Consider the following 15837-nt stretch of genomic DNA (forward strand, 5'->3'; position numbering starts at 1 on the left):
ATGCTGCGGCTCTACACCCACGCCAGCTGCCTGCAGCACGATCCCGGTCCGGCCCAGCCTGAGTCGCCCTCGCGCCTGCGCTCGGTGCTGCAGGCGCTGGATCAGGACCGCTTTGCGGCACTCGATAGAGTGGAAGCGCCGCGCGCCACGCGCGAGCAGTTGCTGCGGGTGCACACACCGGAGCATGTCGACCGCATCCTCGCGATCACGCCCGAGCAAGGCACGGTGCGCCTCGACGAAGACACCCTGATGTCGCCCGGCTCGGCCGAAGCCGCCCTGCGGGCGGCCGGCGCCGTGGTCGCAGCGGTGGATGCGGTGCTGGGAGCCGAGGGTGGCATGGCGTTTTGCGCGGTGCGCCCACCGGGCCACCACGCCACGCCCGATCGCGCGATGGGTTTCTGCCTGTTCAACAACATCGCCGTCGGCGCGGCCCATGCCATCGCCGCGCACGGGCTCAAGCGGGTCGCCATCGCCGACTTCGATGTGCATCACGGCAATGGCACGCAGGACATCTTCGCCCGCGAGCCGCGCGTGATGTTCATCTCCAGCCATCAGATGCCGCTCTATCCGGAAACCGGCCGCGCCGACGAACACGGCGTGGGCAACATCGTCAACGCACCACTTTCTCCCGGTGATGGCTCCTATGAATTCCGCGAGCTGTGGGAGGGCGTGCTGATTCCCAAGCTGCACGCGTTCAAGCCGCAGCTGCTACTGGTGTCGGCGGGCTTCGACGCCCATCGCAACGATCCGCTGGCCGACCTGCGCCTCGGCAGCGAGGACTACGCCTGGATCACCCAGCGCCTGGTCGACGTGGCCCGCGCGCACGCGCAGGGTCGCGTGGTGTCGACCCTGGAGGGTGGCTACAACCTGCTCGCCCTGTCCACCAGCGTGGCCGCCCACGTGGGCGAGCTGCTCGACGCCTGAGCCCTGGCCATCAGGCGCCGGACGGGCTGAAATCCAGCGCCACCGAATTGATGCAATAGCGCAGGCCGGTCGGCTTGGGGCCGTCCGGAAAGACGTGCCCCAGATGCGACTCGCAGACAGCACAGCGCACCTCGGTGCGGCGCATGCCGTGCTTGTCGTCCTGCATGAGGCTGATGGCCTTGCGCGTCAGTGGCTGGAAAAAACTGGGCCAGCCGGAACCCGAATCGTATTTGGCCTCCGACGCGAACAAGGGCGCCTGGCAGGCAACGCAGACGTAGGTGCCTGCGATCTTGTGCCGGTACCACTTGCCGCTGAAGGGCGGCTCGGTGGCGGAACACCGGCACACCGCATATTGCTGCGGCGTCAACTCGGCACGCCATTGGTCGTCGCTCTTGCCCGTTTTCTGCTCGCTCATGCTGAATCCTTCTCCCGGCGTGCGCTATCCAACTGCCGTCCACGAGGCCTTTCTGCTAGTTTTACGAGCCTCACAGCCGACAGACTGCCATCGTGACGCCCAAGCTGCCTCCGCGCCACCTGCCCCCTCGCCGCCTGCTGGCGGTCGCCGCTGCCCTTGCCTTGTTCGGTGGCCCGGTTGAGGCCCAGTCGGCAGCCGAAGCGCAACCCGCACCCAGCCAGCCCAGCGCCCCCACCACGCCGAGCGTGGCGCCGCCGGCGGCGTCGAACTGCCCGCTGGGCGCGTTCCGCTGCCCGACGCGGCCGCTGAACTACAACATGTGTCGCCCCAACGCGATGCTGTCGTTCTACGACCCGACCATGAGCAAGGACAGCTCGGTCCGCGAGACCTCCAATACCTATGTCGCCGCCCAGCGCGTGGACAGCTCCAACCAGAGCGTCTATCACCTGGAAGGCGACGTGAAAATGGACCGCGCCGACCAGCGCATGCAGGCCGACGTCGCCGACTACAGCGACGACACCACCGACTACGACGCGCGCGGCAACGTGCGCTATCAAGAAGTTGGCCAGCTGGTGTCGTCCGACCATATGCGCGGCAACCAGGATGCGAGCACGTCGATCGCGGACAACGTCAGCTACCAGATGCTGACCAATCGCGGCAACGGCGTGGCCACCCAGGGCCAGATGCTGGACGACCAGCGCAGCCGTTATTTCAACGCCACCTATTCCACCTGCGACGTGGGCAACCACGTGTGGGAAATCCATGCGAAGGACATCCGCATGGACAAGGAAACCGGCGAAGGCGTGGCGCACGACGCCACCATGTACTTGTACAACGTGCCGTTCTTCTGGCTGCCCACGTTCACCTTCCCGATCAACGATGATCGCAAGAGCGGCTTCCTGACCCCGACCGTCGGCAACTCCAGCCGCTCGGGTTTCATGATCAGCGCGCCGTATTACCTGAACCTCGCGCCGAACTACGACGCCACGCTCGACCCGCGCATCTACACCGATCGCGGCGTGATGCTGGCGAGCGAGTTTCGCTATCTCGTACCGGGCAGCACGGGCCAGGTGAACCTGGAGTTCCTGCCGCATGACAACGGCGCGAACGATCCCGACAGCACGGAAAACACCAAGGGCACCGATCGCTGGTTGCTGAAGCTTTACGACTCCACCCATCTGTACGGACCGTGGTCGCTCAACGCAGGCATCAACCTGGCCTCGGACCGCAACTATCTGCGCGACTTCGGCAACGACTTCTATACGACCACGACCAGCCAGCTGACTTCGTCGACGTATATCAACGGCGCGGGCAAGTGGGGCGCAGCGTTCTGGAACGCCAGCTTCGGCGCGGACTACTACCAGAATGCCGACTACTCGCTGCCGGACACGTCAGTGCAGTACAAGCGCTGGCCGCGCGCGACCTTCAACGTCGACTACCCGATCAACCGCTGGTTGGACGTGGGCGCCAATACCGAAGCGGTCGCCTTCCGCAAGGAAGACTCCGTCGAGGGCAACCGCCTGGATCTCTATCCGTACATTCAGGCCGATTTCCGCGGTGCAGCCTGGTTCGTAAAGCCCAGGGTCGCATATCGCTACACGGGCTACGACCTCACCGGCAACACGCAGCAATACGGTTATTACGGTCTACTCAGTTCCGGCACGACGTCGCCGTTCACCAGCAACTCGCCAAGCCGCTCACTGCCCATCGTGAGCGTGGACAGCGGCCTGGTGTTCGATCGCAGCACGTCGCTGTTCGGCACGGGCTACACGCAGACGCTTGAGCCGCGCCTGTATTACCTCTACGTGCCGTACCGCAACCAGAACAACCTGCCGTTGTTCGACACCAACCTGATGTCGTTCGATACCTGGGAGCTGTTCACGCCCAACACCTTCTCCGGCGCCGACCGCCAGGAGAACGCGAACAATCTCAGCGCCATGTTGACCTCGCGCTTGCTGGACGACAACGGCGTGGAGCGCCTGTCGGCGAGCTTCGGCCAGATCCGCTATTTCACCCAGCAGCGGGTGCAGATCCCCACCACCAACAACACGGCTCCGGCACCCACCAACTGGTCCGGCTCCGACTACATCATCGACCTCACCACCCAGCTCAATGACGACTGGAAGTTGATGTCGCAGTACCAGTGGAACCCGAATCTGGATCTCACGGACCTGGGCGCCATCACGCTGCAAAAGCGCATCAAGACCGACGGCATCCTCAATTTCTCCTACCGCTACCGTCGCACCCCCGGCACGGAACTGCCCCTGCTGGAACAATACGACGCTTCGATTGTCTATCCCGTCTCCGACCGCTGGCGCCTGATCGGCCACTGGACCTACTCGGTGCTCGACAAGAAGACCGTGGAGGCCCTGGCCGGCGTGGAGTACGACAGCTGCTGCGTGGCCCTGCGCCTGGTCGGCCGCCATTACGTCAATACCTACGACTACACCACCACGCTTGGCTCGGCCAACACGGCGATCATGTTCGAGGTGGAGTTCAAGGGCATGGGCGGCTTCACCGGCCAGTCGGAAAACGCCATCCGCAATGGTATTCTTGGTTATCAATAACTTCCCCTATCGCCCACGGCGATCGAAGGCCCCGTACTGATGAAGCAGCCTCTCGCGTTGTTCCTGCTCGCGGTCGCCACCGCGACCGCCCTGCCCGCCCATGCCCAGCTGCTGCCCCAGGCCGCAGGCCAGGGCAAGCAGCCGCTCGACCGTATCGTGGCGGTGGTGGACGAGGGCGTGATCCTGCAGAGCGAGCTGAACGAGGCCGTCCGTTCGGTCCAGCAGCAGTACGCCAGCAATCCCGGCCAGTTGCCGCCGATCGACGTGCTGCGCCGCCAGGTGCTTGACCGTCTGATCCTGATGAAGCTGCAGGTGCAGCGCGCCGACGACCAGGGCATCCGCGTCTCCGATGCGGACGTCGACCAGGCCGTGAACGCCGTGGCGCAGCAGAACAAAATGACGCCGGAGCAGCTGCGCGCCGCCGTGGAAGCGGACGGCAACAGCTTTGCCGCCTTCCGCCGCCAGCTGTCCGACCAGCTCGTCGCCCAGCGCCTGCATGACAGCGTGGTGCGCGACCAGGTGAGCATTACCGACAGCGAAATCAACAACATGCTGGCCAGTCCGTCCTACAAGGCGGGTGAGGTCCACCTGGCTCACATCCAGGTGAGCCTGCCGGCCGGCGCCACCGCCGCCGACATCAAGGCAGCTCAGGACAAGGCCAACCAGGCCGTCGAAGCCATCAAGGGCGGCATGGATTTCCACGCTGCAGCCATCCGCTATTCCGATGCACAGGACGCGCTCGATGGCGGCGACCTGGGCTTTCGCCGCATGGACGAGATCCCGCCGGCTTTTGCCGATGCGGTCGGCAACATGAAGGCGGGCGATGTCTCGCCGGCCATGCGCGGCCCCACCGGCTTCCACATTCTCAAGCTCATTGAGCAGCGTGCGCCGAGCCGCCAGGTGGTGCAGGAATACCACGCCCGCCAGATCCTGATCCGTCCCAGCGAACTGCTGACCGCCGAACAGGCTCACCAGAAGGCCGAGGACATCTACAGCCGCCTGGTCAACAAGCATGAAGACTTCGCCAAGCTGGCGAAGGAAAACTCCAAGGACGACACCACCGCCAACAATGGCGGCGACATGGGCTGGTTCATGCAGAACGACTGGGGCTCGACCATTGCCCAGCACCTGGGCGAGCTGAAGGACAATCAGGTGTCCCCGCCGTTCCAGAGCGAAGCGGGCTGGCACATCCTCGAGCGCCTGGGCACCCGCCAGAGCGACCGTACCGATGAGTTGTCGCGCAACCAGGCACGCCAGGCGATCGGCAACCGCAAGGCCGAGCAGGCCTATGAGGATTACCTGCGCGACATGCGTTCCGGCGCCTATGTGAACATCCTGGTGCCCGAGCTGCGTGACCCCAACGCGCCGCAGCCCGAAAAGTCGTCCTGAGGTCGCATTGAAGACCCAGACCCTGCCCCGACTGGCCATCACCGCAGGTGAGCCAGCGGGGATCGGTCCCGAGCTTGTCATCCGATTGGCCGCCACTCCGCTGGCGGCCAATTTCGTTGCGGTGACCGATCGCGGCCTGCTTGAACGCGCAGCCCGGCGCTGCGGGCAAACGGTCGAGCTGATCGACGACGACGGCAGCGACATCGTCGAGCGCCAGCCCGGCCAATTGCGCGTCCACCACATCGCGCTCGGCGCCACCGAGACACCGGGCACGCCCGATCCTGCCAATGCGCAGCACGTGCTCGCCACCTTGGCTGAGGCGGCCGATGGCTGCCTGCAGGGTCGCTACGCCGCCATCGTCACCGCGCCGCTCCAGAAGGCCTCGATCAACGAAGCCGGCATACCCTTCAGCGGCCACACCGAATTCTTCGCCGAACGCGCGGGCGCCGAGGTAGTCATGATGCTGGCCAGCCCGGAGCTGCGGGTGTCGCTGGCCACCACGCATCTGCCGCTGTCGGCCGTACCCGCCGCGATCACCAGTGAGGCGCTGGTGCGCGTGCTGCGCATCGTGCATCGCGAGCTGCGTGAAAAGTTCGGCCTGGCCGAGCCGCGCATCGCCGTGCTTGGACTCAATCCGCATGCCGGCGAAGGCGGTCACCTCGGTCGCGAGGAACTGGACACCATCATCCCCACGCTTGAAGCGCTGCGCGCCGAAGGCATGCAGCTGCTGGGCCCGCTGCCCGCCGATACCGCCTTTGTGCCGGCGCTGCGCGGGCGCTACGACGCGGTGCTGGCGATGTATCACGACCAGGCGCTGCCGGTGCTCAAGAGCGAAGCGTTCGACCGCACGGTGAACCTCACGCTTGGCCTGCCTTTTATCCGCACCTCCGTCGACCATGGCACGGCGCTTGATCTGGCCGGCACCGGTCGCGCGGATCCGGCCAGCCTTATTGCAGCAACAAAGATGGCGCTTGAGCTCGTGGCACGACGCCGCGACATCGCGCAAGGACAAGCATGAACGCCCGCCCCAAGAAAAGTTTCGGCCAGCACTTCCTGCACGAGAAGCGCTATATCGAGCGCATCGTCAGCGCCATCTCGCCGCGTGCGGATGATTTCGTGGTGGAGATCGGCCCCGGTGAGGGCGCGCTCACGCTGCCGCTGCTCGCGGCGGCCGGCAAGCTCACCGCGATCGAGCTGGATACGGATCTGATCCCCGGCCTGCAGGCGCGTGCCGCCAGCGTCGGCGAGCTCAGCATCATCCATTCGGACGTGCTGAAGGTGGACTTCACCGCGCTTGCCCATCGCCATGGCGTGGAACGGCTGCGCGTTGCCGGCAACCTGCCGTACTACATCTCCAGCCCCATCCTGTTCCATTGCGTGGAGCACGCCGCCGCGATCCAGGACATGCACTTCATGCTGCAGAAGGAAGTGGTCGATCGCATGGCCGCGGAACCCGGCAGCAAAGTCTATGGACGTCTGTCCGTGATGTTGCAGCTGGTCTGCCGCGTCGAGCCGCTGTTCGTGGTGCCGCCGGGCGCCTTCCGGCCGCCGCCGAAGGTGGACTCGGCCGTGGTGCGACTGGTGCCGCTGGGTCCCGATCAGTTGCCCGATGCCGATCCCGAGCGCATTCATGCCATTGTGAAGGCCGCTTTCGCGCAGCGCCGCAAAACGCTGAACAATGCCCTGAAGAACGTGATGGACTCCAGCGCCATCATGGCCGCCGACGTGGACCCCAAGGCCCGCGCCGAAACACTTTCACCCCAGGACTACGTCCGTCTCGCCCGTGTTCCGCACGGTTGATACGCGACCCGTCGCTCGATGGCCCCCGATGCCATCGAGTGGCCTGCAGCTTTACCCATGCGCCCCGACAACCCGTACAATCGGGCCATGAATGAAAGATCTTCCTACACGATCGACGTGCAGGTCGAACCCCGCTTTGTCCCCGACCAATCTCGTCCCGGCGACAACCGCTACGTTTTCGCCTACACGATCACCCTGCACAACGCTGGCGATATCGCCGCGCGCCTGTTGACGCGTCACTGGGTCATCACCGACGCCAATGGCAAGGTCGAAGAAGTCACGGGTGAAGGCGTGGTGGGCGAGCAGCCGTGGATCCGTCCCGGCGACGAATACGAATACACCTCGGGCGCGGTACTGGAGACCTCGGTGGGCATCATGCAGGGCAGCTATCAAATGCTGGCCGATGACGGCACCCACTTCGAAGCGGCGATCCCGCCGTTCACCCTGTCGATTCCACGTACCCTGCACTGATGGCTACGTACGCAATCGGTGACGTGCAGGGCTGTCATCCCGAACTTGTACGCCTGCTCGACAAGATCCGCTTCGATCCCTCGGTGGACAAACTGTGGTTTTGCGGCGACCTGGTCAATCGCGGCGGACAGTCGCTGCAGACGCTGCGGCTGATCCACAGCCTGCGCGAGCAATCGGTCGTCACACTCGGCAACCACGATCTCAGCCTGCTGGCGATCGGCCAGCGCCGCCCTGAAGCGCAGTCCAAGGTGAATCCGGAACTGCGCGAAGTGCTGTTTGCCGACGACGCGCCGGTGCTGCTGGAATGGCTGCGCTCGCAGAAACTGCTGCATCACGACGAGCAGCTCAACTGGACGATGGTGCATGCGGGCCTGGCGCCCATGTGGACGCTACGCCAAGCCCAGCGCTCGGCGCAGGAGATCGAGCGCGAACTGGGTGGCCCGCGCCATCCGCGCCTGCTGAAGAATCTGTTCGGCAATCGCCCCGCCGCATGGAACAGCCGCCTGCAAGGCGTCGAACGCATGCGCGCATCGATCAATACGCTCACGCGCATGCGTTACTGCGACATCCAGGGCCGCATCGACTTCGAAAGCAAAGGTGTGCCCGGCACGCAAAAGCCCGGCATGTATCCGTGGTTCGAAGTGCCCGGCATGCGCCGGCGCGAGACGCGCATCGTCTGCGGCCACTGGTCGGCGCTGGGCCGTTTCGCGGGCATCGGCATCTACGCGATCGATACGGGTTGCGTCTGGGGCGGACAGCTCACGGCGATGCGCCTGGACACCGAAGAACCGCAATACATCACCGTCAATGCCGAGCCTTATCGAAAGAAGGTTCCTGACGGGGATTGAGCGTTGCGGGAGCGCACCCTGTGCGCGACTGCGGCGTCGTGATGTTCATTGCTCCGTTGGCTGTCGCGCACAGGGTGCGCTCCCACAGACAAGCAAGACAATCCTGAGCAGAAAAAACCCCGCTTTCGCGGGGTTTTTGTTTATCAGCTGAGCTGACCGTGGCAATGCTTGTACTTCTTGCCAGAGCCGCAGGGGCAAGGATCATTGCGGCCGACGCGCGGCCCGTCCTGATCGGACGTACGGGCCGGCGCGGCCATGCTGCCGGCGGCCACCGCCTCGGCATCCATGCCCAGCGCACCCACCGGCGCACCACCACCGCTCGCCAGCATCTGGCGTTGCAGGCGGTCGGCCAGGCGCTGCTGCTCGGCTTCCATCGCGGCGACTTCTTCCTCGCTGCGCACGCGCACGCGCGCCAGCATCTGCACCACTTCTGCCTTGATGCGGTCGAGCATGCTGGAGAACAGCTCGAACGATTCGCGCTTGAACTCCTGCTTGGGCTGCTTCTGCGCATAGCCGCGCAGATAGATGCCTTGACGCAGGTAATCCATGCTCGCCAGGTGTTCCTTCCAGGCGTTGTCCACCACGCTCAGCATGATGTGCTTTTCAAGCTGGCGCATGGTCTCCACGCCGGTCTGCTGTTCCTTGGCCTTGAACAGCTGCTCGACCGCCTGGCGCACGTGCTCCAGGATCATCTTGTCGTCGATCTCATGCTGCTGATCGATCCAGGCCTTCAGATCGATCGACAGGCCGAACTCGCTTTCCAGCTCGCGATCCAGACCTGCGATATCCCACTGCTCGTCGATGCTGTCGGCCGGCACGTGGCGACGCACCAGTTCGGTCACCACATCGTCGCGGATGTCGGCGATCGTGTCGGACACATCGTCCACCACCAGCAGTTCGTCGCGCTGGGCGTAGATCACCTTGCGCTGGTCGTTGGCGACGTCGTCGAACTCCAGCAGGTGCTTGCGGATGTCGAAGTTGTGCTGCTCGACCTTGCGCTGCGCCTTTTCGATCTGGCGGCTGACCATGCGGTCTTCCAGCGCATCTTCTTCCTTCATGCCGAACATGCGCATCCAGCGACCGACCCAGTCGCCCGCGAAGATGCGCAGCAGGTTGTCTTCCAGCGACAGGTAGAAGCGCGATGAACCCGGATCGCCCTGACGGCCCGAACGACCGCGCAACTGGTTGTCGATACGACGCGATTCGTGACGCTCGGTACCCACGATGTGCAGGCCACCGGCAGCGAGCACCTTCTCGTGCAGCTTCTTCCACTCGGCCTTGGCCTTGGTGCGGTCGGCGTCGCTGGCGTCTTCCGGCAGCAGCGCAAGCGCCGCTTCCAGGCTGCCGCCCAGCACGATGTCGGTACCGCGACCGGCCATGTTGGTGGCGATGGTGACGGAACCCGGCGCACCGGCCTGCGCCACGATGTGCGCTTCGCGCTCATGCTGCTTGGCGTTGAGCACCTCGTGCGCGATCTTTTCCTTGCGCAGCAGGTCCGACAGCAACTCGGACACTTCGATCGAGGTGGTGCCTACCAGCACCGGCTGTCCGCGCTTGTGGCAATCCTTGATGTCCTCGATCACCGCGCGGTACTTGGCCTGCTGGCCAAGGAAGACCATGTCGGCGTTGTCCTGGCGGATCATCGGCTTGTGGGTGGGGATCACCACCACTTCCAGGCCGTAGATCTGCTGGAATTCGTAGGCTTCCGTATCGGCCGTACCGGTCATGCCGGCCAGCTTCTTGTACATGCGGAACAGGTTCTGGAAGGTGATCGTGGCGAGCGTCTGGTTCTCGCGCTGGATCGGCACGCCTTCCTTCGCTTCCACCGCCTGGTGCAGGCCATCGGACCAGCGACGGCCCGCCAGCGTACGGCCAGTGAACTCATCGACGATGATCACTTCGCCATCGCGCACGATGTAGTCGACGTCGCGGTGATAGATCGCATTGGCGCGCAACGCGGCATTCAAGTGATGCACGACGGCCAGGTTCTTCGAATCGTACAGGCCGCTGTCCGCGTCGATCACGCCGGCCTGGCGCAGCAGTTCGTCAGCGTGCGACATGCCCTCTTCGGACAGATGCACCTGCTTCTGCTTTTCGTCGACGAAATAATCGCCGGCGGTGTCTTCCTTCTCCTGGCGGATCATCTTCGGCACGATCTTGTTCACCGCCAGATACAGCTGCGGGGAATCTTCGGCCGGGCCGGAAATAATCAGCGGCGTGCGCGCTTCGTCGATCAGGATGGAGTCGACTTCGTCGACGATGGCGTAGTGCAGGCCGCGCTGGTAGCGCTGGTCCTTGCTGAGCGCCATGTTGTCGCGCAGGTAGTCGAAACCGAATTCGTTGTTGGTGCCGTAGGTGATGTCGGCCGAATAAGCCACGTGCTTGTCGGAGTGATCCATGCCCGGCCACACCACGCCCGTGCTCAGTCCGAGGAAGCCGTACAGCTTGCCCATCTGCGCCGAGTCGCGGCGAGCGAGGTAGTCGTTCACGGTGACGACGTGCACGCCCTTGCCTTCGAGGGCGTTGAGGTAGACCGGCAGCGTACCGACCAGGGTCTTGCCCTCGCCCGTGCGCATTTCGGCGATCCGACCCGAATGCAGCACCATGCCGCCGATCAGCTGCACGTCGTAGTGGCGCATGCCGAGCACGCGCTTGGCGCCCTCACGCACAACGGCAAAGGCTTCCGGCAGCAGCTTGTCCAGCGCCTCGCCGCCGGCGACGCGCTGCTTGAACTCGTCCGTCTTGGCGCGCAGCGCCTCGTCGCTCAGCTTCTCGAACTCGGGTTCCAACGCATTGATGCGCGCAACATTTTTGGAGAGCTGGCGCAGCACACGTTCGTTGCGGCTGCCAAAAAGGCTCGTCAGGGCACGATTGAGCATCGATCTTCCGGATCTAAGATTCATGAACGGCCTGCCGGGCAAATCCAGGCAGGACGAAAGGATTGATGATACTAGGGTCGGCGGGCTATCCCAAACGGCGCGTCACTACAGGCATCGGCCGGCACCGAGACACAGCATTCCCTTGCGGGTACGCCGCAGACTCCCCCGATCATCGTCCCGTTCATGGAGTGGCGGCACGCCAGAAAGCTTTCAAGGGCGGCCTCAGCCACCCTTATGGGCGCGCTCAGCGATGGTTCTTCACAAAGGCCAGCGGATTGACCACGCGGCCCTTGTACCAGACCTCGAAATGCACATGGGAACCGGTGGAACGACCGGTGGAACCGGCCTCGGAGACCACGTCGCCAACGTGGACGCGCTGGCCCGGGCTGACCTCCAGCCTGCTGTTGTGGGCGTAGCGGGTCATGTAGCCATTGCCGTGGTCGATCTCGATGACCTCACCGTAACCCGTGCGCTCGCCGGCGTAGGTGACCATGCCCTCGGCCACCGCGTGGACCGGCGTGCCCTTGGGCGCCGAGATGTCCAGACCCGTGTGGTAGGCGCTATGACCGCTGAACGGGTCCGGGCGACCACCGAAATAAGAGGAGATATAGCCTTCGACCGGCATCCCGGTGGGCTTGAGATTGGACTCGATCTTTGCGTCCAGCAGCAGACTCTGCAGGGCCGAAAGCTGCGCCTGCTGGCTGTCGAACTGACTGGCCAGCTGGTTGATGCTGATGTCCAGGTTCTGCGGCAACGAGTAACCGCTGTCCGCGCTGTCTTCCTCACCGCCGACCGCCGGCTGCTCGTCGAAATTGAATTCGCCATCGTCCAGCTTGCCGACCTGGGTCAGGCGCTCGCCCAGGGCATTCAAACGGGTGGACTGCGCCTGCAACTGGCCCAGCTTGACCGCCAGCGCGTCGATATCGCGCTGAGCGTCCTTGCGTACCCCGCCCAGCTGCGCGTTCTGCTGCTGCACCTGTTGCCGAAGGCGGCGAATTTCCGCCAGCGCCCGGTCATGCGGACTGGCCACCGCCATGGCCACGGCGCCACCCAGACCCGCACAGGCGAGTACGCCAGCGGCAGCCACCGCAAACAGGCGCCAGCGCAGGCGTCGATCGGCGAGGTTCCAGGTTTTCGGCACCTTTTTGGTGCGGGACACAAGTATGATTTGCATATTGTTCTACGTCAGAAGATGTCGGCATCCATGCAGCGCGATGACTCAAAGCCTTATCGCCGCTCCGGTTCCGGCCTCAAAGCCATTACCGATTACGGCCCGATTGCCTCACTGGCCCGCAAAGCCCGTGAGCTTGATGCCTTGGATCGTGCACTGCGCCAGACGTTACCGTCACCACTCCGCGAACAGGTTCGCTTCGCCAACCTGAAAGACGGACGCCTCGTTTTTCTGGCTCCCTCGCCGGCTCTGGCCGCCAGGCTGCGCCTGCTCCAGGCGCAAATCCTCTCGACCGCACGTGCCGTAGGCACGTACGCCAGTTCAGTCACCGTGAAAGTGGCCCCCCAACCACCGACAGAAATCGTGCCGGATCGGTCAAAACCGCTTTCGCCAGCTGCGGCCTCTCACTTGAGAGCCGCCGCAGCCTCAACCACAGACCCCGAATTGCGGGAACTGTTCCTCGAGTTGGCGTCCATCGCCGAAGTTTCTGATTCCCGATCCGACGAAACCCCCTGACGCCGGGTTCCGGCTTGCTACTCCATTGACGCACTTCCCAGGCACCGGCCCTGGGGTCGGTGCTCATGGGTTTATACCACGCCCCCACGGACCCGATAGACCCTGATGTCATCAGTACGTGAACAGCTGCCAATAGAAGGCGCGAGGTATATCACAAAACGAACGGCCGCGTCCCTGGGACGCGGCCGTTCAGTTTGTTCAGGTTTGTCGGGGACTTAGCCGATCGCGAGGCGATCAGATCGCCTGTGCCGGGTGGGCGTAGGAGATCGGCGAGGTGGCCGGATCGTCCGCGAAGCTGACCTCTTCCCAGGCCGTGGCGTCGGCCATCAGGGTGCGCAGGAGCTTGTTGTTGAGCTCGTGGCCCGACTTGTGGGCGTAGTAGGCGCCGACCAGGCTGTGGCCGAGCAGGTAGAGATCGCCGATCGCGTCGAGGATCTTGTGCTTGACGAACTCGTCCTCGTAACGCAGGCCGTCTTCGTTGAGCACGCGGTAGTCGTCGAGCACCACGGCGTTGTCCATCGAGCCGCCGAGCGCGAGGTTGTGTTCGCGCAGCATTTCGATGTCGCGCATGAAACCGAAGGTGCGAGCGCGGCTCACTTCCTTCACGAAAGAGGTGGTGGAGAAATCGATTTCGGCACGCGAGGTGCGCTTGCTGATGATCGGGTGGTTGAACTCGATCGAGAAACCGACCTTGAAGCCTTCGAACGGCTCAAAGCTCGCCCACTTGTCGCCGTCCTGCACCTTGATCGGCTTCTTGATGCGGATAAAGCGCTTGGCGACGTTCTGCTCTTCGATGCCGGCCGACTGCAGCAGGAACACGAAGGGACCGGCGCTGCCGTCCATGATCGGCACTTCCGGAGCGGACAGGTCGACATAGGCATTGTCGATGCCGAGGCCCGCCATCGCCGAGAGCAGATGCTCCACCGTCGAAACGCGGACTTCGCCATTGACGAGCGTGGTCGAAAGACGCGTGTCGCCGACGTTGTCGGGGCGTGCGTAGATTTCGACCGGCGGATTGAGATCGGTACGGCGGAACACGATGCCCGTATTGGGGGCAGCGGGGCGAAGCGTCATATACACCTTGTCGCCGGTATGCAGACCGACGCCGGTGGCGCGAATGATGTTCTTGAGCGTACGCTGCTTGATCATTTTTTTGGTACCTGTAAGGGGCAGCAGCCAATTTAGGGAACGGATGCTAACACAGTCTTAACCTGTGAAAAGGCGATCCGCGCCACACACACTGTTCACCCTTTCATGCTCCTTTCATTCACGAACGATTTCCGTTCGTGGGGTGCGCAGCACTTATCCAAGTACTTTCAATGACTTAACTGAAGCGCAACGCCCCGAACCGGGACGGGATCCGGTTTCGGGGCGTCGGACCAAGCCAGGAATCCATCCTGGCCGGTCATGCTCATCCGTGAGGCATGGCCCTACTACTCAAGAACGAGCACCGGAACGCCGTCAGTCAAGCCACCTCCCGCCCCGAAGGGCGGAAAAGCGGACTCGGGCAAGGGTTCCGCCGAGGCGGATCCCATGCGCGATTCGTTACTGACAAGTGAAACCGGCGATTTGTTCAATTTTTCTTCAAATTATTTGCCCAGTCAGCTTGTTCAGTCCGCCTGACGACGCAGGAACGCCGGAATGTCCAGGTAATCGAAGCTGGGGTCGGCGCTCTTGGCCGGGCCACCGGTCTCGACGCGGCTGGTGGTGGTGACCTCCGGCTGGGCGTAGTCGACCACTTCGTTGCCGGTGCCGGTACGCAGCACGACAGGACGCGGACGCTGGCGCATCTCCACCTGCTGGGCAATCACCGGGCGCTGCGGCTGACGGGCGGCGGTGGCGCGGTTGAGGCCGGTGGCCACGACCGTGACGCGCACGTCGTCCTGCATTTCCGCATCGAGCGAGGTGCCCATCACCACGGTGGCGTCTTCGCTGGCGAAGTCATGGATGATGCGACCGATCTCGTCAAATTCGCGCATGGTCAGGTTGGGACCGGCCGTGACGTTGACCAGGATGCCGCAGGCGCCGTTGAGATTGACGTCTTCCAGCAGCGGGTTGTTGATGGCGGCCTCGGCGGCAGCCTGGGCGCGGTCGTCGCCACGGGCGGTGCCCGAACCCATCATCGCCATGCCCATCTCGGACATCACGGTACGCACGTCGGCAAAGTCGACGTTGATCAGGCCCGGGGCGGTGATCAGGTCGGCGATGCCCTGCACGGCGCCCAGCAGCACGTCGTTGGCGGCCTTGAACGCATTAAGCAGCGTCACTTCGCGACCGAGCACCGACAGCAGCTTCTCGTTCGGCACGGTGATCAGCGAGTCGACGTGCTGCGACAGATCCTCGATGCCCTTGGCGGCGACCTGCATGCGGCGGCGACCTTCGAACGGGAACGGCTTGGTAACCACCGCGACGGTGAGGATGCCCTTTTCCTTGGCGAGCTGGGCCACGACCGGGGCGGCGCCCGTGCCGGTACCACCACCCATGCCGGCGGTAATGAACACCATGTCCGCGCCTTCGAGCATTTCCTCGATGCGCTCGCGGTCTTCCAGTGCGGCCTGGCGGCCCACTTCCGGATTGGCGCCGGCACCCAGTCCCTTGGTGACATTGGCGCCCAGCTGCAGGTGCGTACGCGAGCCGCAGCTCTTCATGGCCTGCGAATCGGTATTGGCGACGACGAACTCGACGCCTTCGATGTTTGCATTAAGCATGTGTGCCACGGCATTTCCGCCGCCGCCGCCCACGCCGATGACCTTGATTACTGCATTGGGTGCGAGTTTTTCGATGAGTTCAAACATTTCCCGTCCTCCGTAGAGCATCGTTGTCGTTGTAACCGCGGGTGCTGACATTCCTGTCGCCC

The 15837-nt window shown here is 63.9% G+C and carries 13 protein-coding genes; 8 read left to right on the forward strand and 5 right to left on the reverse strand.

Annotated features, from left to right (window positions below; translation table 11 throughout):
• Window positions 1-924: a histone deacetylase family protein gene (locus AC1DE1_RS12135; RefSeq protein ID WP_477174973.1), complete on the forward strand. Its 924-nt coding sequence runs from the start codon at window positions 1-3 to the stop codon at window positions 922-924.
• A gap of 10 nt (window positions 925-934) precedes the next feature.
• Here the strand turns inward: AC1DE1_RS12135 and msrB are convergent, their stop codons facing one another.
• Window positions 935-1339, reverse strand: a complete 405-nt coding sequence (msrB, locus tag AC1DE1_RS12140) for a peptide-methionine (R)-S-oxide reductase MsrB (RefSeq protein ID WP_477174974.1) — start codon at window positions 1337-1339, stop codon at window positions 935-937.
• Between the two features lie 92 nt (window positions 1340-1431).
• On the opposite strand from msrB, the gene AC1DE1_RS12145 reads away from it, so the two are divergent.
• From AC1DE1_RS12145 to AC1DE1_RS12170, 6 genes are all read left to right on the forward strand, one after another.
• Window positions 1432-3906, forward strand: a complete 2475-nt coding sequence (locus AC1DE1_RS12145) for an LPS-assembly protein LptD (protein WP_477174975.1) — start codon at window positions 1432-1434, stop codon at window positions 3904-3906.
• A 39-nt stretch (window positions 3907-3945) separates the two neighbouring features.
• Window positions 3946-5295 (forward strand): peptidylprolyl isomerase, encoded by a 1350-nt coding sequence (locus tag AC1DE1_RS12150; protein WP_441604395.1) that lies wholly within the window; start codon window positions 3946-3948, stop codon window positions 5293-5295.
• Between the two features lie 7 nt (window positions 5296-5302).
• A complete protein-coding gene (gene pdxA / locus AC1DE1_RS12155; RefSeq protein WP_477174977.1) occupies window positions 5303-6313 on the forward strand; it encodes a 4-hydroxythreonine-4-phosphate dehydrogenase PdxA in 1011 nt (336 codons plus the stop codon).
• On the forward strand, window positions 6310-7095 hold the full coding sequence (rsmA, locus tag AC1DE1_RS12160) for a 16S rRNA (adenine(1518)-N(6)/adenine(1519)-N(6))-dimethyltransferase RsmA (protein WP_441604397.1): 786 nt from the start codon (window positions 6310-6312) through the stop codon (window positions 7093-7095). The genes pdxA and rsmA overlap by 4 nt, the downstream gene beginning before the upstream one ends.
• 87 nt (window positions 7096-7182) lie before the next feature.
• Window positions 7183-7566, forward strand: a complete 384-nt coding sequence (gene apaG, locus AC1DE1_RS12165) for a Co2+/Mg2+ efflux protein ApaG (RefSeq protein WP_046972288.1) — start codon at window positions 7183-7185, stop codon at window positions 7564-7566.
• Window positions 7566-8414: a symmetrical bis(5'-nucleosyl)-tetraphosphatase gene (locus AC1DE1_RS12170; RefSeq protein ID WP_477174978.1), complete on the forward strand. Its 849-nt coding sequence runs from the start codon at window positions 7566-7568 to the stop codon at window positions 8412-8414. The genes apaG and AC1DE1_RS12170 overlap by 1 nt, the downstream gene beginning before the upstream one ends.
• A gap of 143 nt (window positions 8415-8557) precedes the next feature.
• On the opposite strand, the gene secA is transcribed toward AC1DE1_RS12170, so the two are convergent.
• Together secA and AC1DE1_RS12180 are read right to left on the reverse strand one after the other, a co-directional pair.
• Entirely contained in the window at window positions 8558-11293 is a 2736-nt protein-coding gene (secA, locus tag AC1DE1_RS12175; RefSeq protein WP_441604399.1) for a preprotein translocase subunit SecA, read from the reverse strand.
• A gap of 244 nt (window positions 11294-11537) precedes the next feature.
• Window positions 11538-12467, reverse strand: coding sequence for a M23 family metallopeptidase (locus AC1DE1_RS12180; protein ID WP_477174979.1), 930 nt, complete (start codon window positions 12465-12467; stop codon window positions 11538-11540).
• A gap of 30 nt (window positions 12468-12497) precedes the next feature.
• Between AC1DE1_RS12180 and AC1DE1_RS12185 the strand changes: the two genes are divergently transcribed.
• Window positions 12498-12980 carry a DciA family protein gene (locus AC1DE1_RS12185; protein WP_441604401.1) on the forward strand — a complete coding sequence of 161 codons (483 nt, stop codon included), beginning with the start codon at window positions 12498-12500 and terminating at the stop codon, window positions 12978-12980.
• A 234-nt stretch (window positions 12981-13214) separates the two neighbouring features.
• Here the strand turns inward: AC1DE1_RS12185 and lpxC are convergent, their stop codons facing one another.
• On the reverse strand, window positions 13215-14129 hold the full coding sequence (lpxC, locus tag AC1DE1_RS12190; protein WP_046972236.1) for a UDP-3-O-acyl-N-acetylglucosamine deacetylase: 915 nt from the start codon (window positions 14127-14129) through the stop codon (window positions 13215-13217).
• A gap of 461 nt (window positions 14130-14590) precedes the next feature.
• The gene (gene ftsZ / locus AC1DE1_RS12195; RefSeq protein ID WP_441604402.1) at window positions 14591-15775 is read right to left on the reverse strand and encodes a cell division protein FtsZ; all 1185 of its coding nucleotides are present in this window, start codon (window positions 15773-15775) and stop codon (window positions 14591-14593) included.
• Window positions 15776-15837: the final 62 nt, after the last annotated feature.

The sequence above is a fragment of the Dyella sp. 05T440 genome, from assembly GCF_056395965.1.